Annotated in this window: 18 protein-coding genes; 2 read left to right on the top strand and 16 right to left on the bottom strand. The window is 64.6% G+C overall.

Going from position 1 to position 20,817, the window contains the following annotated elements:
• Positions 1-3 precede the first annotated feature (3 nt).
• From ACSS7Z_RS06525 to ACSS7Z_RS06475, 11 genes are all read right to left on the bottom strand, one after another.
• Positions 4-2,214 carry a helix-turn-helix transcriptional regulator gene (locus tag ACSS7Z_RS06525; RefSeq protein WP_438253666.1) on the bottom strand — a complete coding sequence of 737 codons (2,211 nt, stop codon included), beginning with the start codon at positions 2,212-2,214 and terminating at the stop codon, positions 4-6.
• A gap of 84 nt (positions 2,215-2,298) precedes the next feature.
• On the bottom strand, positions 2,299-2,727 hold the full coding sequence (gene rbfA / locus ACSS7Z_RS06520; RefSeq protein WP_438253665.1) for a 30S ribosome-binding factor RbfA: 429 nt from the start codon (positions 2,725-2,727) through the stop codon (positions 2,299-2,301).
• Positions 2,728-2,787: 60 nt separating this feature from the next.
• Positions 2,788-5,547 (bottom strand): translation initiation factor IF-2, encoded by a 2,760-nt coding sequence (gene infB, locus ACSS7Z_RS06515; RefSeq protein WP_438253664.1) that lies wholly within the window; start codon positions 5,545-5,547, stop codon positions 2,788-2,790.
• A gap of 59 nt (positions 5,548-5,606) precedes the next feature.
• Positions 5,607-5,879 (bottom strand): YlxR family protein, encoded by a 273-nt coding sequence (locus ACSS7Z_RS06510; RefSeq protein ID WP_438253663.1) that lies wholly within the window; start codon positions 5,877-5,879, stop codon positions 5,607-5,609.
• Between the two features lie 38 nt (positions 5,880-5,917).
• Complete coding sequence (nusA, locus tag ACSS7Z_RS06505) at positions 5,918-6,904, bottom strand: transcription termination factor NusA (protein ID WP_438253662.1); 987 nt, start codon at positions 6,902-6,904, stop codon at positions 5,918-5,920.
• A gap of 84 nt (positions 6,905-6,988) precedes the next feature.
• The gene (locus tag ACSS7Z_RS06500; RefSeq protein WP_438253661.1) at positions 6,989-8,026 is read right to left on the bottom strand and encodes an LOG family protein; all 1,038 of its coding nucleotides are present in this window, start codon (positions 8,024-8,026) and stop codon (positions 6,989-6,991) included.
• 2 nt (positions 8,027-8,028) lie between these two features.
• The gene (locus tag ACSS7Z_RS06495; protein ID WP_438253660.1) at positions 8,029-9,783 is read right to left on the bottom strand and encodes a proline--tRNA ligase; all 1,755 of its coding nucleotides are present in this window, start codon (positions 9,781-9,783) and stop codon (positions 8,029-8,031) included.
• Between the two features lie 28 nt (positions 9,784-9,811).
• Entirely contained in the window at positions 9,812-10,582 is a 771-nt protein-coding gene (locus ACSS7Z_RS06490) for an isocitrate lyase/PEP mutase family protein (protein WP_438253659.1), read from the bottom strand.
• 42 nt (positions 10,583-10,624) lie between these two features.
• Entirely contained in the window at positions 10,625-13,288 is a 2,664-nt protein-coding gene (locus ACSS7Z_RS06485) for a multicopper oxidase domain-containing protein (RefSeq protein WP_438253658.1), read from the bottom strand.
• On the bottom strand, positions 13,285-14,388 hold the full coding sequence (locus ACSS7Z_RS06480) for a DUF8744 domain-containing protein (RefSeq protein WP_438253657.1): 1,104 nt from the start codon (positions 14,386-14,388) through the stop codon (positions 13,285-13,287). Before ACSS7Z_RS06480 ends, ACSS7Z_RS06485 begins: the two co-directional genes overlap by 4 nt.
• Positions 14,385-15,047 (bottom strand): helix-turn-helix transcriptional regulator, encoded by a 663-nt coding sequence (locus ACSS7Z_RS06475; protein WP_438253714.1) that lies wholly within the window; start codon positions 15,045-15,047, stop codon positions 14,385-14,387. Before ACSS7Z_RS06475 ends, ACSS7Z_RS06480 begins: the two co-directional genes overlap by 4 nt.
• A gap of 64 nt (positions 15,048-15,111) precedes the next feature.
• Between ACSS7Z_RS06475 and ACSS7Z_RS06470 the strand changes: the two genes are divergently transcribed.
• Positions 15,112-15,426 (top strand): DUF2249 domain-containing protein, encoded by a 315-nt coding sequence (locus ACSS7Z_RS06470; protein ID WP_438253656.1) that lies wholly within the window; start codon positions 15,112-15,114, stop codon positions 15,424-15,426.
• Between the two features lie 20 nt (positions 15,427-15,446).
• Here ACSS7Z_RS06470 and ACSS7Z_RS06465 read toward each other — a convergent pair whose 3' ends face one another.
• Complete coding sequence (locus ACSS7Z_RS06465) at positions 15,447-15,824, bottom strand: cupredoxin domain-containing protein (protein WP_438253655.1); 378 nt, start codon at positions 15,822-15,824, stop codon at positions 15,447-15,449.
• 74 nt (positions 15,825-15,898) lie between these two features.
• Between ACSS7Z_RS06465 and ACSS7Z_RS06460 the strand changes: the two genes are divergently transcribed.
• Complete coding sequence (locus tag ACSS7Z_RS06460) at positions 15,899-17,326, top strand: RNB domain-containing ribonuclease (protein WP_438253654.1); 1,428 nt, start codon at positions 15,899-15,901, stop codon at positions 17,324-17,326.
• 5 nt (positions 17,327-17,331) lie between these two features.
• Here ACSS7Z_RS06460 and ACSS7Z_RS06455 read toward each other — a convergent pair whose 3' ends face one another.
• The 4 genes from ACSS7Z_RS06455 to folE are packed head-to-tail and all read right to left on the bottom strand — an operon-like array spanning position 17,332 to position 20,801.
• On the bottom strand, positions 17,332-18,084 hold the full coding sequence (locus tag ACSS7Z_RS06455) for a dihydrofolate reductase family protein (RefSeq protein ID WP_438253653.1): 753 nt from the start codon (positions 18,082-18,084) through the stop codon (positions 17,332-17,334).
• On the bottom strand, positions 18,081-18,992 hold the full coding sequence (folP, locus tag ACSS7Z_RS06450) for a dihydropteroate synthase (RefSeq protein ID WP_438253652.1): 912 nt from the start codon (positions 18,990-18,992) through the stop codon (positions 18,081-18,083). The genes ACSS7Z_RS06455 and folP overlap by 4 nt, the downstream gene beginning before the upstream one ends.
• Positions 18,979-20,208, bottom strand: coding sequence for an NAD(P)/FAD-dependent oxidoreductase (locus tag ACSS7Z_RS06445; RefSeq protein WP_438253651.1), 1,230 nt, complete (start codon positions 20,206-20,208; stop codon positions 18,979-18,981). The genes folP and ACSS7Z_RS06445 overlap by 14 nt, the downstream gene beginning before the upstream one ends.
• A gap of 29 nt (positions 20,209-20,237) precedes the next feature.
• Entirely contained in the window at positions 20,238-20,801 is a 564-nt protein-coding gene (gene folE / locus ACSS7Z_RS06440; protein WP_438253650.1) for a GTP cyclohydrolase I, read from the bottom strand.
• Positions 20,802-20,817: the final 16 nt, after the last annotated feature.

Here is a 20,817-nt window from a genome sequence, read left to right as displayed (position 1 = left end):
CGATCAGAAGTGCCGCGCCGTCCGGTGCGCGAGCAGAGTCAGCTCGACGCGCTTGCGCACGCCGAGCTTGCTGAATACGCGTCCGGCGTGCACCTCGACCGTACGCACCGAAACGTCGAGTTCATCGGCAATCTCTCTGTTGGTCGCTCCCTGAACCACACGCATCGCCACCTCGAGCTCTCGTTCTGTCAGCAGCGGCTCCCATGCCGTCCGGCTCGCATCGAGCGGATCGATGTGGTCGATGATCGCCAGTGGCGCTGTCTCGATATGCCCTGCGACCTCACCGGAGGTATGCGCGCGGCGCAGCCGCTCCCGGGTAGCCGCAAGCCAGGCATCGGCGCCGGCATCATCGAACAGCTGACAGGCTGTGCGGAGAAACCGAGTGCCCGCGCGCGTATCGCCGCGCGTGATGTTTACCGAACCCAGCATCGCTTCGACGCGCGCACGCGCGAACGGCGACTGCAGCTCCCGCGCCGCTGCGGCAATCTCTGCGCATTCACGTCGCCATCCCGATTCCGGCAGCAAGCGGATGCGACGGCGCAACCCACGAGCGGCGGCCAAGTCTGGGGGCTCTACATGCGATCGCTCCGTCACGGGGCCGACCTCATCAAGACCAGGAAGTGCCAATGGATGCTCCGGCGCGCCACGATCGTGCCAGAGGGTGGCCTGCATCGCTGCGACGGCAGTTTCGCCAGCCAGATACGCCTCCAGACCGGCACTGATCAGCCCGTCGATGCGATTTCCGACCGGAAGGATCTGCACGAGCGACAGTGTCAGCGGTTCCGGGGTTCCGAGCACCGCGATATCGAGCCGCTGCGCCAATGCGGGGCCGAGCCCGGCGAAGGCGATTCCCACCGGTGCCTGCACCGCTGCCGCGGCGAACCGCTCCAGCGCGGTGGTGATGTCGCCGCGCCAGAAGAGCAGCAGCACTTCTGTGACGGCCAGGTAGGCATCCACGACCGGACTGTGCTCGAGCCCAGCCAGCAGCGGATCCACCTCATCATCAAGACGCGTTCTCGCTCTCGCGATGAACTGCAATCCGCGATCGATGTCGCCGTCCAATGCCGCACGCAGCGCTTCGACCATGCAACGGGAGAATGCGCCCGCCGGAGCTGAATGCTTGGATTCAGCCTCGCCGCTGAGCATCCAGCACAGCGAAACAGCGCAGTCACGAATCTCCCCGCCCGCGTCGGCTCGGGCATCGGCGTCTCGTAGCTCTGCGAGCCATCCGCGCATCGCTGAGATCTCACGGCGCTCCGCGCAGAAAATGGCTGCCACTCCCGCCGCACGCGCCCATTGCCGCCACTGCTGCGCATCATCGGTGCGCGGCCGGTACTCGGCAGGGTCGAGCACGGGCATCACGCCGTGGGCGCCCAACTCAGCGATCAGCAGCGGCGCCAGCGCTCCGGTTGGGTAGTCAGCAGCTCCTGTGGGGAAAACGCTTCCGAGCCAATCGGCCGCCTCGTGCATGCATCCGGCGCCCAAAGCCGCGCTTCCCGCGACCAGCCGCGCGGCGTCAGCCTGTGCTCCCACGGCATGATCCGCAGCTTCCGCCGCCAGCCGAAACCCACGCTCGACCTGCCCGGAATCGGCTTCCCGTCGCGCAGCACTCAGCAGGATCTCGACGACGGCAGGTGTGCGCTCGATCGCACCACGTGCGATGTGCCAATTGGCCTGCAGCTCCTCGCCGAGCTGTTGATGAACCCGGCCGAGCAGTTCATGCGCGTGAGCACGATCCGCTTGAGAGGCGGTGGCCTCTATCCAGAGCGCAAAGCGATCGTCGGCGAATGTGAATCGACCGGAGGTTATGGTCAGATGCTGCGCCAGCACACCGGTGAGCACCTCGTCGGCATTGCTGTCACCAGCAGCGAGTACGAGGTCGAGTCGATCATCGGTGCACAGTGCCGCGAGCAGCAGCAAACGGAAGTTCGTGGCAGCCAGATCCAGCGAAGCGAACAGCTCCTCCACGAGGGGCACGAGCGGGAGCGGCTGCGGAAGCATCCGTTGACCGGTGCGCTGTTCCGGCGTCAGCTGCTGCGCGACCGCGATCACGGTAGCCGGATCGCCGTTCAGCTGGTTGAGCAGGTGCGCTGTGACGTGCGGTGCTACCGCGAGTCCATGCGAGAGCAACTGTGCAGAAACGCCATTGACCAGCGCACGGAGGTCGTTGCTCGCCGCGGGCGCGCTGATCGCCATCACCGCGAGTTCGGGCATCGGCTCTCCCCACTGAACACCGATCTTCTGTTTGACGCTGGAGCGCCAGTAACCGGGATCAGGGTAGCAGAGAGCCGAAAATGACTACCTGTTGTCGTCTTCGTCGTTCATATACGGGTCAGCTTCACCGGCGTGCTTTGCGCCGGCGGCGAGCTTGGCCACCTCGGCATCGCGTTCCCGCGCCTCGCGCAGCAGAGCGGAGATGTTGTCGGCGTTCTCCGGCAGAGCATCCGCGATGAACTCCAGCGTCGGCACCAGACGAGTGTTGAGATGCTTGCCAACTTCGCTGCGCAGCATGCCTGTGGCAGAAGCCAAGGCTGCACCACTGGAAACGCGCTCTTCCTCTGTTCCGAGCACCGTGTAGAAGACCGATGCGTGTTGCAGGTCACCCGAGACGCGAACATCCGTGATCGTGACGAAACCCAACCGCGGATCACGCAGCCCCTTGTCAAGGCGTTCCGCGAGGATGACGCGGATGCGGTCCGCGAGACGCGCCTGTCGTTCTCCAGCCATTTCCTTCTCCTTGGTGAGCAATGAGGGGCGCCCGCAGGCGCCCCTCATCAATCGATCAGATCAGCCGCGAGGCTTCTCGACCAGTTCTGTGGTCTCGATCTCGTCGCCGATCTGGATGTCGTTGAACTTACCCAGACCGATACCGGCTTCGTAGTCGGTACGAACCTCGGTGACGTCGTCCTTGAAGCGGCGCAGCGACTCGATGGCCAAGCCATCGGCGAGTACGACACCGTCACGGATGACACGAGCCTTGGCGTTACGCGTGATCGTACCGGAGCGGACGATGACACCGGCGATGTTGCCGACCTTCGAGGAGCGGAACACCTCGCGGATCTCGGCGACACCCGACTTGACCTCTTCGAACTCCGGCTTGAGCATGCCCTTGAGGGAGCTCTCGATCTCGTCGATCGCGGAGTAGATGACCGAGTAGAACCGGACATCCACACCTTCACGCGCCGCAGCTTCACGAGCCTTGGGGTCAGGGCGAACGTTGAATCCAACGATGATCGCGTTATCGATCGTCGCCAGGTTCACGTCGGACTCGGTCACTGCACCAACACCACGGTGGATGATGCGCAGCTGGACCGTGTCGTCGACCTCGATCTTGAGCAGCGACTCCTCCAGCGCTTCAACAGCACCAGAAACGTCACCCTTGATGATGAGGTTGAGCGTTTCGACCTTGCCCTCTTCGAGCGCACGGGTGAAGTCCTCAAGCGAGATGCGCTTGCGCGCCTTCGCCAGCAGAGCGTTGCGCTCAACGGCTTCACGCTTCTCAGCGATCTGACGTGCCATGCGGTCTTCCTCAGTGACGATGAAGACGTCGCCGGCACGAGGCACGGAGTTCAGACCCTGCACCTGCACCGGGCGCGACGGTGCAGCCTCTTCGACTGCATCGCCGTTCTCGTCGAGCATGGCGCGGACGCGGCCATAAGCGGTTCCCGCCACGATCGAGTCACCGATGCGCAGGGTTCCCGACTGGATGAGCACTGTTGCGATCGATCCACGGCCCTTGTCGAGCTTCGCCTCAATGGCGACACCACGAGCAGACTTGTTCGGGTTCGCCGTCAGGTCAAGACCTGCGTCAGCGACGAGCAGCACAGCGTCCAGGAGCTCCTGGATACCGGTGCCCTGGCGTGCCGAGACGTCGACGAACATGACGTCTCCACCGAACTCCTCTGCGACCAGACCGTACTCGGTGAGCTGCTGACGCACCTTGGCAGGGTTCGCTGCCGGCTTGTCAACCTTGTTCACCGCGACAACGATCGGGACGCCGGCGGCCTGGGCGTGGTTCAACGCCTCAACCGTCTGCGGCATGATGCCGTCGTCTGCTGCAACCACCAGGATTGCGAGGTCGGTGACCTGCGCACCACGAGCACGCATGGCGGTGAACGCCTCGTGACCCGGGGTGTCAATGAAGGTGATCGCGCGCTCGATGTTCTCGTGCTCGGTCCAGACCTGGTACGCACCGATGTGCTGGGTGATGCCACCGGCCTCACCCTCGATGACGTTCGTCTTGCGAATCGCGTCAAGAAGGCGGGTCTTACCGTGGTCGACGTGACCCATGACCGTGACCACTGGCGGGCGGATCTCGAGGTCGTCCTCGCTCTCCTCCTCCAGCTCCTTGTCCAGGTCGAGACCGAAGCCCTCCAGGAGCTCCTTGTCTTCGTCCTCGGGCGAGACCATCTGGATCTTGTAGCCCAGCTCGACACCGAGAACCTCGAACGTCGCCTCATCCAGCGACTCGGTGGCCGTAGCCATCTCGCCGAGGTTGAAGAGGATCGTCACCAGGGTTCCTGGCTGAACCGTGTAGCCGGTCAGCGTCTCGATCTTGTCAGCGAAGTCTGCGATCGAAGCGCCGCGGCGCATGCGGATGATCTCACCGTTGCCGCGGGTGACGTTGACGCCACCGACGATCGGTGCAGACCGCATTTCAAACTCTTGCCGCTTCGCCCTACGCGACTTGCGCTGCTTGGACTTGCCGCCACCCTTACCGAAGGCACCTGCGGTTCCGCCGCCAGGTCCACGGCCACGGCCACCGCCGCCACCGGGGCGACCTGCGAAGCCGCCGCCTGGACGTGCGCCGGGCCCAGCTGCGGGACCTGCACCACCGGGACGACCGGGACCGCCAGGACGCTGCTGGAACGGTGCACCACCGGGACGACCGCCCTGACCGCCACGAGGGGCGCCGGGACGGGGAGAGCCGGGACGAGGTGCTCCCGGGCGCGGAGCGCCAGGACGCGGAGCCTGCGGGCGAGGAATGTTGCCCGGAGTCGGGCGCTGTCCCATGCCCTGCGCTGAGGCGAAGGGGTTGTTTCCGGGGCGTGGGCCGGCCGGACGCTGTCCCATACCCTGCGACGAGGAGAACGGGTTGTTGCCCGGTCGCGGTGCGCCGGGCTTGGGTGCTGCGTCGCCGTCAGCAGGGTTGTCTGCTGCAGGCGCGGGAGCCGCGGCAGGCTTTTCTGCTTCCGGTGCCGCGGGTGCGGGTGCGGGTGCCGCGGGTGCGGGCTCCGCAGGAGCAGGCTCAGGTGCGGGCTTCGGCTTCGGGCCGGGCTTGGGCCCAGGGGTCGGAGCCTTCGGGCCGGGCTTGGCCGCACCGGACTTGGCGTCAGTCGCCTTTGCCGCAGCGGGCTTTTCTTCAGCCTTGGGCTTCGCTGCCGCGTCTGCCTCAATGGCAGCACGGAGCTTACGAGCCACGGGCGGCTCGATGGTGGAAGAAGGACTCTTGACGAATTCGCCGATTTCCTTCAATTTCGCGAGTGCGAACTTACTGTCGACGCCGAGTTCAGCGGCAATCTCGTGTACGCGTGGTTTGGCAGCCACAATTCTCCTGTCTGGGTTGGTCTACCCAGGCAGGGCAGACCACTAGTTGCGGACGGGTCTCATTTTGAGCCGTTCACTTTTTTTCCATAGCCATTTAGCCGTTTCTCGATGGTCTGCGTATCCAAAGAACTGGACACACGGAGTGCTCGCGCAAATGCGCGACGCCGCAATGCGGCTTCTGCACAATCTTGCGTCGGATGCAGCCACGCGCCTCTCCCGGGCATCACAGCGTCGTCATCAATAATGAGGATTTCGTTGTGAACCACCACTCTCAACAGAGCGGCTCGGGAAGCACGCACGCGACAGCCAACGCATGTTCGTACGGGTTCCATCTTACACCTCTGGGCGGCGAGCGATTTCGACTCGCCCGCTACTCGTCGAGGATGCTGTCAGGTTGGATGTCGATCTTCGCGCCGGTGAGCTTGGCGGCCAGACGAGCGTTTTGACCTTCCTTGCCGATCGCCAACGACAGCTGGTAGTCGGGAACCAGTGCGCGAACGGCCTTCGTGTTGGCATCCAACACGAAGGAGCTTGTCACCTTGGCCGGCGAAAGCGCATGGGCGACGAACGTGGCAAGGTCGACGTCGTGATCAACGATGTCGATCTTCTCCCCCGCGAGTTCTTCGGTGACGGCACGCACACGGCGTCCCATCTCTCCGATGCAGGCGCCCTTGGCGTTGATCGCCGGGTCATTCGCCTTCACCGCGATCTTGGTGCGGTGCCCTGCTTCACGTGCGAGCGACACGATCTCGACGAGACCGGCAGCGATCTCCGGAACCTCCAGCGCGAACAGCTTGCGCACCAGGCCCGGGTGAGTGCGGGACACCGTGATCTGCGGGCCCTTGAGCCCCTTAGCGACAGCGGTGACGTAGACGCGCAGGCGAGACCCATGCGTGTACTCCTCGCCCGGCACCTGCTCCTCGGGCGGAAGAATCGCCTCGACCGAACCCAGATCGACGTGGATCATGCGCGGGTTGGGCCCCTGCTGGACGACACCAGCGACGATGTCGCCTTCCTTGTCCTTGAAATCGCCGAGCACGACGTCGTCGGCGATGTCGCGCAGCCGCTGGCTGATGACCTGCTTCGCGGCGAATGCTCCGATGCGCCCGAAGTCGCTCGGAGTCGCATCCTCCTCGCCGATGATGGCGCCTTCTTCGTCGGTGACCGGCTGAAGCACGGCGACGTGGCCGGTCTTGCGGTCGAGTTCGACGCGAACGCCTGCGGGAACGGCGCCGTCTTCAGAGACATGCTTTCCGTATGCCGTCAGGACGGCCTGCTCGATGATCGCGACGAGTTCGTCGAAGGGGATAGCCTTCTCCTTCTCGATTCCGCGCAGCAGCCCCAGTTCGATCTCCATAACGGCCTCCCTATTCAGCTCTCGCCGCAGCATCCTGCACGCGCGGCACCGTACTACGATACCCGCTCTGGCGCGAGGTGTCAGTCAGCCGTCGGTGTGCGCGGTGCCGAGTGCGTTGATCGCGGCGATGAGCCGGTAGAGCCCGCCGACCTCGCGCTGGCGCAGACGCAGCGCCAATCGCGGCAGGTCGATGCGATCGTTGTCTTCGACTTCTGCCGGTACTGCGGCGGTCACGGTGATGCCGCCATCGACGATGAGATGCCCGAACTCGGCGTTGAGCGCTTCGACTTCGGCATCGGTCGGCGTGTTCTTCAACCGCAGCAGCAGCACGTCATCGACCCAGCGCAGCGAGTCATAGTTGCGCCAGAACCCCGTGATTTCAGCGACAGCAGCTTCAGCAGAATCTGTGACGAGCACGCGGTCGAAGTCGTCTGCTGAGATGACACCAGCAGGGATGAGCGACTCGTTCACGAATCGGTCGAGTCCCTTCCAGAAGGAACCGCCAGCCTGATCCAGAAGAACGATCGGCATTGGCTCTGCTTTGCCGGTCTGCTGCAGCGTGAGCAACTCGAACATCTCGTCCATCGTGCCGAAACCGCCAGGAAGACAGATGAAGCCGGTGGATTCCTTGACGAGCATGAGCTTGCGTGTGAAGAAATACTTCATCTCTACCGAATGCGTGTCTTTGGCGACAACCGCGTTCGGCTTCTCTTCGAACGGCAGCTGGATAGACACTCCGAGCGCCATCTTCTCGCCGGCGCCCTCTGCGGCAGCCTGCATGATGCCAGGCCCTGCCCCGGTGACGACCATCCAGCCTCGTTCGGCGAGCACGGCGGTGACGTCACGAGCCTGTTTGTAGAGCGGGTCGTCCTGCTGCGTGCGCGCCGAACCGAACACAGTCACCTTCGGCACGTCCGCGTAGGGCTGGAACAGGCGGAACGCATCGTGCATCTCGACGATCGCCGCGGAGGCGATCTTCAGATCGAGACGATCGGTGCCTTCTTGCCCGAGCCGGATGCCGGTCGTGACGATCCGGCGGATCAACGCACGGTTGCGCGTGATGCCGGATTCGGTCAGGAGCGCATCGACCGCCACGGTGAGGTCGGACTGCTCAGGGGTCATGATCAGCCCTTCAGCTTCGCGATCGCCTCGTCGACCGAGAGCGCCTCGCGCTCCCCCGTGCTGCGGTTCCACAGCTCGACCTGGCCCTCTGCGGCACCGCGCCCCACGACGAGGACGCGGGGAATTCCCACCAGTTCCGCGTCGCCGAACTTCACACCCGGTGAGACCTTGGGTCGGTCATCGTAGAGCACGTCCAGACGCGCCTGTTCCAGCTGCTTGGCGATGTCTTCGGCGACGTCGTAGGCGATCTGGTCGCGACCGGCGGCGACGAGGTGCACGTCGAAGGGCGAAACGGATGTCGGCCAGATCAGGCCCTTATCGTCGTTGTTCAGCTCAGCGATGATCGCGAGGATGCGGGTCACCCCGATGCCGTAAGAGCCCATGGTGACGGTGACGAGCTTGCCGTTTTCGTTGAGCACCTTGAGCCCGAGAGCTTCGGCGTACTTGCGGCCGAGCTGGAAGACATGGCCGATTTCCATTCCGCGCGCGAGCGAAACGGGTCCCGAGCCGTCGGGTGCCGGGTCGCCATCGCGGACGTTCGCGATCTCAACGATGCCGTCGGCTTCGAAGTCACGACCAGCGATGACCGAGTAGGCATGCTTCTGATCGATGTTCGCCCCGGTGATCCAGCGGGTTCCTTCAGAGACCCGAGGGTCGACGAGGTAGCGAATCCCGGTGGCCGACTCTTCGCCGAGCACCGCTCCTGTGGGCGACCAGGGCCCGATGTACCCCTTGACCAGCAGCGGGTTGTTCTCGAAGTCTTCATCTGTTGCTGTCGACACCTCAGCTGGCGCGAAGGCTACCTCGGCACGCTTCTGGTCGACCTCGCGGTCACCGGGAATGCCGACGATGACGAGCTCACGCGTGCCGTCGAGGTGCGTCAAAGCGAGTACGACGTTCTTGAGTGTGTCTGCTGCGGTGTACTCGCCATCAAGGACGGCGTTGGAGTGCTCGACCAACGTCTCGATCGTCGGGGTATTCGGCGAGTCGAAGATCGTAGCGGCTTCGGCGTCGTCGAACGGCACAGCATCCGGCACCGCGGTTGTGAACGCTTCAACGTTCGCTGCATACCCGCCCGCGCTGCGGACGAAGGTGTCTTCACCGACAGGTGTGGGGTGCAGGAACTCCTCGCTACGAGACCCACCCATCGCGCCGGCATCCGCCTGCACGATCACGTACTCCAGGCCGAGACGCTGAAAAATGCGCTCATAAGCGTCGCGCTGCGCCATATAGGAAACTTCCAGGCCCTCATCGGAAGCATCGAAGGAGTAGGCGTCCTTCATCGTGAACTCGCGTCCGCGCAGCAGCCCGGCGCGCGGCCGTGCCTCATCGCGGTACTTGTCCTGAATCTGGAAGAGTGTCAGCGGCAGATCCTTGTACGAGGAGTACAGATCCTTGACGAGGAGAGTGAAAGCCTCTTCATGCGTCGGTGCGAGCAGGTAGTCGCCACCCTTGCGGTCCTGAAGACGGAACAGGAGATCACCGTACTCATCCCAGCGACCGGTCGCCTCATATGCTTCACGCGGCATCAGCGCCGGGAAGTGGACTTCCTGGGCGCCCGCGTTCGCCATCTCCTCGCGGACGACCGTCTCGATCTTCGCCTTTACCCGAAGGCCGAGCGGAAGCCAGGCGAAGATACCGGCAGCCTGCCGCCGGATGTAGCCGGCACGGAGCAGCAGCCTGTGACTGGTGACCTCCGCTTCGGCGGGGTCTTCACGGAGCGTACGGAGGAAGAATTTCGAGAGACGAGTGACCACGCGTCAAGTCTAGTGACCCGGGGCGGTGTCAGTTGAGTGCGCGCGTGTTCTCCGGGATCACGCCGTCGAGATACAGGCTGGATGCCACGTCCTGAAGTGCGGTGAGCGCGACGCGCTGAGTCGTCGGACCGTAGGAGATCCGTGCGACGCCGAGCGCCTCGTACTCTGCGGCAGTGAGGGCGCCAGGCAGGCCGATGACGCTGACTTTTCGCTGGCCGATTCCCTCCACGAGCTGGCGGGTGACATCGGCATTGAGAATGCCGGGGACGAAGACGCTTGCAGCTCCTGCATCCAGGAACGCGCGTCCGCGTTCGATCGCGTCAGCGATGCTCTCCTCGACCGGACGGCCACCCGCGCGGACGAACGCATCGGTACGTGCGTTGAGAACGAACGGCACTCCCTCGGCTTCACCAGCCTTGACGATCGCCTCGACAACCGCGACGGATTCTGCCAGCGGCTTGAGGCGATCTTCGACGTTCGCGCCGACGATTCCGGCGGCGATCGCCAACCTGGTGGTCTCCCCCGCATCGTCGTAGCCGTCGTCGAGATCTGCGCTGACCGGAAGCTCGGTGGATGCTGCGATCCGCCCGACCATGTCGATCATCAGCTCGCGGGGAATCTGCCCATCCGGGTAGCCGAAGGTTGCGGCGATCGAGTGACCGGCGGTGGCGAGCGCTGTCGTCTCGGGCAGAGCCGTGATGGCTTTGGCAGAGATCACATCCCACACATTCACCACACGGAGGATCTCCGGTGCGTCATACAGAGCGAGGAGGGTCTGGGCTTTGGCTGCGGCGGTCATATCTCCACGCTAGCGTCCCCGCGCTCCGGGTGGGCCGATCTTTCACCGTGTGACTTCGAAGACGCCATGAGCGCCACGCTCGGCATCGATCATGATGTGCGAGACGAAGGGGTAGTGCCCGGCCTCGGGAAAGGCGAGCTCAACGAATCCGCCCTGAGCGGGCAGCAGCGACAGCGCCTGGGATCCGGTGTCAACCGCATGATCGATGAGATAGCGCCCCTCTGACCAGACGGTATCGAACTGACCGCCGACGACGTGGAAGCTCGACGCACGGTTGGGCCCGGCATCCAGAACCCATATCCGCACACGCTCGCCGACCTTCGCCGGCAGCGGCGCGTGGTCGTACTGATTCGCATAACCATTGAAGACGACCAGATCGGGCTTCTCCTCCGCCAGAGCCTCGACGTCGACTTCTCCGCCAGCGTGGTCGCCGAGGTAGAACTCGTTCTGGATCAGCACGTAGCTGCGACCGACAGATGCCAGATCTGCGGGCTCGATCACGACGGCGCCGAACATTCCGTTGGCGATGTGCGCCGTCATCGGCATTGTGGAGCAGTGATACATCCAGATCCCTGAGCGGGTCGCGGTGAAGGTGTAGGTGAGCCTCTCCCCTGGCGCGATCGTGCGCATCGGTTCATCGGGAGCGAGCGCGCCGGCATGGAAATCGATCGAATGCCCCATCGACCCATCGTTCACGAGAGTCACCTCGAACGTGTCGCCCACTCTGCCGTGCAGCGTGGGGCCAGGTGCGGTCCCGTTGTACGTCCACAGCGTCTGCGTGATTCCTGGCGCGACTTCCATGACGGTGTCTTGCACCGTCAGCGTGACCTGGTGCGTGGTCGGGCCGTCGGCTGCGGGTAATGCCGGCAGGAGCGCGTCATACGGCCGGAAGCCTTCTGCCGGTGTGGCATCCATGCCCATACGGCCGGCGTCATCCATCGCCGCGTGATCATGCGCGTTGTCGCCTGCGGGGTCCGATTCGCCTGCGGAGTCCGATTCGCCCGCACCGACAGCGATGATCGAGAGCGTCATGCCCATCTGCCGGTGCCCGATGATCGAGCACCACCCATCGATGTCCTCGGTGATCACACCGACATCGATCTGCTCCGATTCACCGGGTGCGAGACGCGTGCCGCCGGTACCGTTCTCGAGGAGAAGATCATGCACCTGCGCCTCATCGGTGTTGGTCATCTCGATCACCAGTCGCGTACCCACCGCCACCTCGATGACATCCGGCGTGAAGCGCATATCCGCGGCCTCCACCTGCACCACCTGAACCGGCGCATCCGCATCATCGGAAGCCTGAGCGCCCCAGCCGATCGCCAACGGATCGATCACCGCACACACCGCGACGGTGAGCACGACAGCGATCAGCCCGGCGATGGCCTGCCCAGCCCGGTGTCCTGGCTGCTGGGCACCTTCCGGAACGATCGGACCCCGGCGGGCCTTGCCCAATCGCTGATGCGCGGCTTTGGCGCGCCGCTGAGCACGCATCGCGATCAGCATGATCACGAGGAACGATGCCATCGCCACGAGGTACAGGATGGATGCTGCCACCCGCATCAGAGAAGATACCGGCAGCGCGCACACCACCAGCGCAGCATTCGCCGTCGCCACCCGCAGCGCTCCGAACCGGTCGAACGCCGCTGTCCCCACCCGCACCGGGGTCGGGCCGCCCCCGAGGACCACGGGGATCAGATAGCTGAGGGCGCCCGGGAGCACCTGTGCCGCAAACCCGGCAACGAGGAAGGGCACGGTCTGGGAAACGATCGGTGACAGTCCAGCGATGCCACTGCCGCTGCTGCTGACCGCAGCCGTGCCGATGATGAGGACCGCAATACATCCTGCCCACCAGAGCAGGGCCATTCCCACCGACAGTGCGGCGAAGGTTCGCGGCGGCGCCTGCCGTGCTGCGCGCCAGAGCGACACCCCGATGACGACGAGACCGGCGAAGTATGCCAGCAGTCCGAGTGCGAGCATCGGCAACCAGGCGAGCGCCGCTCCAGCCGCGGCGACAAGCACCCCCAGCGCAAGCAGCGGGAGCGCACGGGCCGCGCCGATCGCGGCGTGTTCATCAGCGCGGGTGCGAAGAATCGTCGGCCACAGTGTGACAACGGTGCCTGCGACGACGAGCCCGATCCAGCCGAGCACGTTCAGCAGTGCATGGGCCAGGACGAGGTTCGGGGTGGCCCCTCCCCGAGCGAGCCATCCGCCCAGTGCTGCCCCGGCCACGAGCAGGGCCGCAGCCACGATGTAGAACCGGATGGTGCGCCCGAAGCGTCCCGGCATGCTCCGCTTGGCTCGACGGTACAGACTCACGCCATGCCAGGAGACTGCGGTGATCAGCAGGGCCGCACCGAGCAACGAAAGCGGCCACACTCCCAGCGGAACGCCTAGGAGGATCAGCGCCGCACCGGCATTTGAAAGCGCCAACCGCACGGTCTGTGTGCGGCGCTCGGCGATCGTCGCGGCACTGCGAAGCAGCGCAAAGGAGAAGTACTGGCTCCACACCAGGATCGCGTGCGTGACGGCGCCCAACAGCAGCAGGTGAATCATGAGCCAGTTCGGGATGGGAAGCGAACGGTGCATGAGCACTGCTGCCACCGTGAGCAGCAGCCAGATCACCGTCGGCAGATCGCGGGCCGCCCAGAAGCCGCGGGCCGGGGCCTTTGCCATGTCATCCGACGACGCCGTCGCGATCTTCATCGGACTTCTGCTTTCCGAGCGGTGCCTATGATCGCGCTCACCAACGCGGTGAGCACGAACAGCACGAGTGCGAGCACGCCCAACGCGCCGCCCAGCTGCCAGCCGAGCGGAATGCCCAGTCCGTCTCCGATCCAGATCCGCACGACCAGCGCGGCATGAAGCAGCACCGCTGGCACCCAGAACGCCGACCGATACGGCAGTGAGATTCCGAGGACAGCGGGAAGGATCGTCGTGGCGTGCGCCATGATCATCGAGAAGGTATAGCCGAGGAACACCGCGTGTATGACGGCGTCGTATCGCGGCTGAGAATCGGGCTGTCCGAGCAGCAGCACAGCGCCGGCGAGTGCCAGCCACAGGTACCCGCCCAGGATGCAGGCGGCCATGTACCGTGTCACCCCGGTAGAGCGGATCGTTCGCCTCGCGACATCATGAATCACCAGCCATCCGGTCAACGACAGCAGAGCAAGGCCGAGCAGAATCGCTCCGGCATCCGGCAGCACCACACTCACCGTCAGCGCGGCCGTGACCACCCAACCGTGCACGAGCAGGCGCACTCCGGCATGCGGCCCCATCGTGATGCGCGCGAGCTCGACGCGCTCCGCGGCAATGGTGAGCACGATGAACCCGATCATCCAGACCAGCACACGTGACATGTCTTCCTGGACGAGCCACAGCAGCGTTCCCACCAGCGCGAGAGCTGCGCCCAGCAGTTGCGTCAGCAGCGCGGCATCATATTGGCGGCGCCACAGCGGGATGTAGAGCAGGACGAATGCTGCTGCTCCGGCGACAAGCACTGCCTTGGCTGCCATCAGGGGCACGATCGGCATGAGAAGTGCAATACCGCCGAGCCCGAGCAGCGCCGGGGCGATGAACCCGTACCACCGGCGGAGGGCAGTGGCACGCTCCAGCGCGATCAGCGTTCCGACGAACCCGATCGTCAGCAGCATCCCGTGCACCTGAGGCAGTCGCGATCCACTGATCGGCGCAGGCAGGCCGATCAGCTGCAGCCCGGCATTCAGGCCCGCAAGCAGCGCGACACCGGCGGGCAGCATCCAGATCAGGCGCCACGATGGTGCACGGCGACGGATGCCGGCGCTCATGCCCGAGCACGCAGTCGCAGAACGCAGGCTCCGTCGTCCGCGAACGGGGTCAGACTGCTTTCCAGGTCAGCGCCGTTCGCCCGAGCGATGCCTTCGACCATTCCCTCATGCACCGCGCAGACGACCGCGGTGTTGCCTGCAGCTGCTGCAAGCAGCGGACAGGTGTGCAGACGCACGATTGCACCGTCATCTTCCGGCCCGAAGCCCTGTTCGCGCATGACATCGACGACGAGTGCGCGGGCTGCGGCATCATGCGAGTCGCGGCCCGCAGCGGACGTCGAGCGATCTGCGACGAGCTGTGACCCCCAGGTGATGCCGGCCTTCCTCGCAGCTGCGGAGGGCGTCGACGAGGCCTGCCCGAGCGCACCGGCCAGTGTTGCGGCGAGCCCCGCATAAGCACTCAGACCGGTGGGTTCGACCGCTCGCCAACGCCAGGCCGGACGTCCACGCCCCGCGGCCCTGTCCTGTTCGCGCCGGATGTATCCATCGGCCCGCAGCCGCTCGAGGTGACCGCGCACGGTGTTCTCATGGAGGCCGGTCGCTTCCACGAGCTCTGCGGTCAGCGCATCAGGCAGACGCTCGATCGCTCGCAGGAGTCGCTCGCGCGTCGGCGAGTGCCGTCGACCGGCTGCCGTGCGCCGGCGATCTTCAGCGGCCATGTTTTCCACGGGATTAAGTATAGTTAAATACGGGCATCCGCACGGCATACCAAGGGGAGAGATCATGGGACACATCGAGATTCAGCGTTCGCGCGCAGAAGCCGTCGATCAGAATCCGACCGCGGGATGCACCTGCGGCGAGGTCGATGAAGAACTCCCCGAACTGGATGTGCAGACGATTCCGCATGCTGTCCGCCACGCGGCGATCTTCGGGGCCATCGAATCGCTACGGCCCGGTGCGGGCATGATCGTGTCCGCCACGCATGACCCCGTGCCGCTGCTCGACCAGCTGACCGCTCGCCACGGCGATGCCTACAACACGCGATACCTGGATCGCGGGCCGAAGCGCTGGCGCATTCTGATCCGTAACGCCGGCTGAGGCCCCGCTTCAATAGCCGATCAGTCGGATGCCGGATCCACAGCGATCACTGTGAGCGTCATGCCCATGGCTCGGTGGTTGGATATCGAGCACCATCCATCGATGTCTTCTGTGATGACGCCGACGTCGATCGTCTCAGATTCGCCGGGAGCGAGGTGAGTTCCGGCGACGCCATTGGCGAGGACAAGGTCGTGCATCTGCAGTTCGTCGGTATTCGTCAGCTCGATCACCAGCCGAGTACCCACCGGCACCTCGATGACATCCGAGGTGAAGCGCATGTTGGCTGCGTCGATCTCGACGACCTGAACCGGCGCATCCGCGTCAGCAGCTGACCCCGCGCCCGCACAACCCGTAAGGGTCAGCATGATCGCGAGCAGGGCAACAACAACGATCCTCATCAACGTCCTGCTTTCCTCTGACCTAGTTTGATGCACTCTCCAGTATCCGCGATTGACGCGCATAAGCTGAAGTCATGCCTCAGCGCCGATCGCACATAGCCCCTTCCGCCGTCCAGAGTGAGCTCGCCGCCGCGCTTGCTGCTCTGAGGGAAGAGCTGGATGCGCCCACCGAATTCTCACCCGAAACGCTGACCGAGGCATCCCTAGCCGCGCCTGCGGAGCCGGGTCTCGACCTGCGAGACGTTGAGTTCGCCACGCTCGACCCCGCCGGGGCGATGGATCTCGACCAAGCGTTCCATCTGGCTCGCGCGGGTTCCGGATTCGTGGTTCGGTACGCGATCGCAGATGTGCCGGCTTTTGTGAAGCCCGGCGGAGCGGTTGACGCCGCAGCGCGCGAACGCGGACAGACACTCTACGCGGCAGACGGGCGCATTCCGTTGCATCCGGCGGTGCTCAGCGAGGATCATGCGTCGCTGCTGCCCGATGTCGACCGCCCGGCGCTGGTGTGGACATTCGACCTCGCATCCGACGGAGCAGTCTCGACGTTCCGCCTGGAGCGCGCGCTGATTCGATCACGGGCAAAGCTCGACTACGTCACGACCCAGCAGGCGCTCGATCGCGGCGACGACTCCCCGGCGTCTCTGCTGCAGGAGATCGGTGAGCTTCGCATCGCGATCGAGCAGGCGCGCGGCGGTGCGAGCCTGAACATGCCCGATGAAGAGGTCATCCAGAACGACGATGGAACCTACTCGATCGAGCGTGCGCACGCGCTTCCGATCGAAGAGTGGAATGCGCAGCTCTCGCTGATGACCGGCATGGCGGCCGCCGAGCTGATGGTCACAGCCCAGGTGGGAGTGCTGCGAACGATGCCCGCGCCGGACGAGAAGTCGTTCGACGCGTTCCGACACCAGACGGAGGCGCTTGGGCGTCCGTGGACAACGGGTGAGTACGGCGAGTATCTGCGAAGCCTCGACCGGGAGGATCCGCTGACGCTTCCGGTTCTCGAGGCCGCGGCCTCGCTGTTCCGCGGTGCTGGTTACGTGAGCTTCGACGGATCTGTTCCGGACGACATCGAGCAGGCAGCCATCGCGGCGCCGTACGCGCACGCCACAGCTCCCCTGCGCCGCCTCGTCGACCGCTGGTCGCTCGCGATCTGCCTCGCCATCGCACAGGGGGAAGAACCGCCAGCCTGGGCGCGTGAGTCGTTGCACGAGTTGCCCGAGCTCATGCAGACCTCATCGCAGCGAGCATCGCGACTGAACGCCGAGACCATCAATCGGGTGGAGGCGGCTCTGCTGACTCCCCTGGTCGGCTCCACGATCGAGGCGACTGTGATTGAACTGCGCAACAGCGGCGAGCGCGCCGCGATCCAGATCGCCGCGCCCGCAGTGACCGCAACCGCACCGGTACCCGTCGGCACGAAACCCGGAGAGGTCATCTCGGTGACACTCGTGCGCACCGACATCGCTACGGGCGAGATGGAGTTCGCGCTGAAAGAGTGACGGTCTCAGATGTCTGTGGCGGTGTGCATGCACCGCAGGAACAGCTCATCCTCGCATTTGAGGACAGCAGCGATGCGCATCCCGGTTGGTAGTGCCTGCGCAGAGTTCGCGATCCTGCGTGCGTCGCCGGCTTCCAGGGTGGCGGCGACAGTCAGGCAGATCTCATCCACGGCACCGGCGACGATGAACGACCCAAACAAGCTCGGCCCTCCCTCGGAATGGATGTGAACCAGGCCACGCGCTGCGAGATCTTCGCGGACCAGCCACGGGTCGAGGTGTTCTGTGCCCGCGGGCACGATGTCGGCCACGGCGCTGAGCGCCTCGCGGCGTTCGGCGGGCGCCGTGCTCACGGTATAGATGATCGGACGCACCGGTGCCTCGGTGAAGACGTCGGACTTCGGGTCCAGATCGAGGCTGCCGGAGACCAGTGCGAGGACAGGTTGCTCTTCCATGCCGTGATCACGACGCCAGGCGACCGCGTCGTTGGCGAGCCGCATCGCGCCGTAACCCTCTGTACGCACGGTACCGCCGCCGACGAGAATGACGTCCGCCTGTCTGCGCAGCAGTTCGAACAGCCGCCCATCACCGTCTCCACCGAGACCGCCCGATCGACCGTCGCGTGTGGCCGCCCCATCGATGCTCGAGACGAAGTTCATCCGCAACCAGGGTCCCTCCGGGAACTCGTACGTCGCCAGAAGGCTGTCGTCATCGATCTGTGCCAGGGGCTCTGGCCAGAGACGAATGATGTCAGCGTTCATACGTTTCCCGTCGGGTGCATGTTGTGTGCGAGACGCGCGGGTTGCCGCATCCCGAGGATGCTCTCCACCATACGCACTGCGTCAACCGTGGCTTCGACGTCATGCATCCTGACAATTCGTGCGCCTCTCTCAATGCACGCCACCATGGCTGCAAGGGATCCGGCGAGGCGATGGCCCTGTTCGCGGTCGATCGATTCGCCGATGAAATCCTTGTTCGACACCGCCGCGAGCACGGGCAGGTTCAGGGCGGTGAGCTCATCGAAGCGCCGAGTCAGCTCGAGGGAGTGCAGTGTGTTCTTATCGAGGTCATGGCCCGGATCGATGATGATCCGGCTGCGCGGTACCCCGGCGGCTTCTGCGCGGGCGACACGCTGCTGGAGGAAAGCCCGCACCGCGCCCACGACGTCATCGAACTGCGCGGCAGGCTTCTCGACTCGCGGCGGGCCGACGCTGTGGGTGATGACGATCTGTGCATCAGTGGAGGAGATCACCTCAGCCATCTCGGGGTCCCCGAGTCCGCTGGTGTCATTGATGACGGCGGCTCCCGCTGTGATTGCGGCGCGCGCGACGACGGCACGGTTGGTGTCGACCGAGACGACCACATCGCTCACCCGAGTGATCGCCTCGACCACCGGAACGATGCGGTCGATCTCCTCGGAAATCGACACCGGCGCACCTCGCCCGAACGGCACACCTCCGATATCGACCCAGTCCGCTCCCAGGCGGGCTGCGGTCAATGCCGCATCTACGGCGCGGTCGAGCGCGAATGTGGCTCCGTGGTCGTAGAACGAATCGGGCGTGCGGTTGACAACCGCCATCACTGCGATCTGACGATTGAAATCGAAGCGCCGCCGACCGATTATCCGCTCTGCTGCGGTCGTCTCTTCGCGAAACTCAGAGCCGAGCATAGGGGATCTCCGGATCGATCAGTCTTTCCGGGTCGACCGGAGAATGCGAGACGATGAGCGGTTTGATCTCTTCGAGCACATCCCAGACGTTCACGGCCATCGCCGCGAGGATGCAGCAGTCACTGTCCAACCAGAAGGCGACGAACTCACGATCAGCGAGGCTCCCTCGAACCACCACGTGATGGTCGGCCCCGGGTGCGACGAAGCCGATGTATTCACAACCGAGGTCATACTGATCACTGTAGAAATAGGGCAGCTCCGAGTAAGTGGCGTCGTTGCCGAGAAGAGCTGAGACGGCAGCCGCGGGCTGGTTCAAGGCGCTGGCCCAATGCTCGACCCGCACTCGATGACTGAGAATCGGATGCTGCTGATTCGCGATGTCGCCGACGGCGAAGACATCCGGATCATTGCTTCGAAGTGAGGCGTCCACCAGCACGCCGTTATCGACATCTAACCCAGCGGCGAGGGCGAGACCAACTTCGGGCACAACACCGATACCGACCACGATCGCATCTGCAGACACGATCTCGCCTCCTGCCAGGCGCACCCCGGTGGCACGTCCGTCCGCTGTCGTGATCGCTTCGACTTTGACGTCGACGCGCACATCTACCTGGTGAGCGGTGTGCAGATCAGTGAACACCTGTGCGACCTGCGCACCGAGAACCTTGAGGAGAGGAAGTTTCCCGCCTTCGAGGATCGTCACCGTCGTCGAAGCCGCACGTGCAGCTGCTGCGACCTCGAGGCCGATCCACCCGCCACCGATGATGACGAGTTTCTTACCGGCACCGAATGTCTTTCGAATCGCGTCAGATTCCTCGAGCGTTCGCAGATAGTGGATGCCGTCAGCATCCGCCCCTTCTATGGAGAGATGCCGCGCGGTGGATCCGGTTGCAAGGACGAGCTTGTCGTACGGGAGCGAGGAGTCATCATCGAGCCTGACGACATGTCCAACGGTATCGATCGAGGTGGCTGTGGTCCCTTCCCGCACAACCACGTCATTGTCGCGGTACCAGTCAGCAGAGTGCACAAGGGCGTCGTCGAACGAGGACTTGCCTGCCAGATAGTCCTTCGACAACGAAGGACGCTCGTACGGCAGGTGTCGCTCTGCGGCGATCAGAGTTATTGCCCCCTGGTATCCGTCATCACGCAACGCTTGGGCCGTCTTGCCTGCGGCGAGGCCACCCCCGATGACGATGACGCGGTGAATGGTGTTCATCAGATCTCCCTTCGCAAATACCCACTGCGCTATGCGCGGCTGCGGTCGGCGAGTGACAGGAACTCCTGCCTCGAGACCGGGTTCTCTCGCAACTGCCCGAGCATCGTCGATGTGAGAGTGCTGGACCCGGTCGCATGCGCCCCGCGAAGCGTCATGCACGAATGCTCGGCCTCGATGATGACGCCGACGCCCTGCGGGGCCAGGTGATCTTGCAGCCACTGTGCGACCTGTGTGGTCAGGCGTTCCTGGGTCTGCGGACGGCAGGCAAAGTGCTCCACGACGCGTGCCAGCTTCGACAGACCGACGATGCGCTCGCCGGGGAGGTAGCCGACGCTCGCGCGTCCGATGAACGGCAGCATGTGGTGCTCGCAGATCGAGCGCAGCGGGATGTCACGCACGATCACCATCTCGTCGTAGCCCTCATCATTCGGAAAGGTCGTCAGATCGAACTCCCGTGGTGCGAGCATCTCGGCCCACGCTCGCGCCATCCGCTGTGGTGTCGCTGCGAGGTGCGGCGAGTCCAATGACACACCCAGTGCGCGCAAAAAGTCACCAGCGGCTAGTTCCGCACGGGCAAGATCTGGCTTATCCATCGCGCCACTGACATGC

Source organism: Microbacterium wangyouchuni, from assembly GCF_051546305.1.
Lineage (GTDB): Bacteria > Actinomycetota > Actinomycetes > Actinomycetales > Microbacteriaceae > Microbacterium.
This window is presented reverse-complemented; position numbering and strand designations above follow the sequence as displayed.

Coding starts and splice junctions, on each gene's coding strand:
- ACSS7Z_RS06525 (WP_438253666.1), bottom strand. CDS start 2,214: ATGCCCGAACTCGCGGTGATGGCGATCAGCGCGCCCGCGGCGAGCAAC.
- rbfA (WP_438253665.1), bottom strand. CDS start 2,727: ATGGCTGGAGAACGACAGGCGCGTCTCGCGGACCGCATCCGCGTCATC.
- ACSS7Z_RS06510 (WP_438253663.1), bottom strand. CDS start 5,879: ATGGAACCCGTACGAACATGCGTTGGCTGTCGCGTGCGTGCTTCCCGA.
- nusA (WP_438253662.1), bottom strand. CDS start 6,904: ATGGAGATCGAACTGGGGCTGCTGCGCGGAATCGAGAAGGAGAAGGCT.
- ACSS7Z_RS06500 (WP_438253661.1), bottom strand. CDS start 8,026: ATGACCCCTGAGCAGTCCGACCTCACCGTGGCGGTCGATGCGCTCCTG.
- ACSS7Z_RS06490 (WP_438253659.1), bottom strand. CDS start 10,582: ATGACCGCCGCAGCCAAAGCCCAGACCCTCCTCGCTCTGTATGACGCA.
- ACSS7Z_RS06485 (WP_438253658.1), bottom strand. CDS start 13,288: ATGAAGATCGCGACGGCGTCGTCGGATGACATGGCAAAGGCCCCGGCC.
- ACSS7Z_RS06480 (WP_438253657.1), bottom strand. CDS start 14,388: ATGAGCGCCGGCATCCGTCGCCGTGCACCATCGTGGCGCCTGATCTGG.
- ACSS7Z_RS06475 (WP_438253714.1), bottom strand. CDS start 15,047: ATGGCCGCTGAAGATCGCCGGCGCACGGCAGCCGGTCGACGGCACTCG.
- ACSS7Z_RS06470 (WP_438253656.1), top strand. CDS start 15,112: ATGGGACACATCGAGATTCAGCGTTCGCGCGCAGAAGCCGTCGATCAG.
- ACSS7Z_RS06465 (WP_438253655.1), bottom strand. CDS start 15,824: ATGAGGATCGTTGTTGTTGCCCTGCTCGCGATCATGCTGACCCTTACG.
- ACSS7Z_RS06460 (WP_438253654.1), top strand. CDS start 15,899: ATGCCTCAGCGCCGATCGCACATAGCCCCTTCCGCCGTCCAGAGTGAG.
- ACSS7Z_RS06455 (WP_438253653.1), bottom strand. CDS start 18,084: ATGAACGCTGACATCATTCGTCTCTGGCCAGAGCCCCTGGCACAGATC.
- folP (WP_438253652.1), bottom strand. CDS start 18,992: ATGCTCGGCTCTGAGTTTCGCGAAGAGACGACCGCAGCAGAGCGGATA.
- ACSS7Z_RS06445 (WP_438253651.1), bottom strand. CDS start 20,208: ATGAACACCATTCACCGCGTCATCGTCATCGGGGGTGGCCTCGCCGCA.
- folE (WP_438253650.1), bottom strand. CDS start 20,801: ATGGATAAGCCAGATCTTGCCCGTGCGGAACTAGCCGCTGGTGACTTT.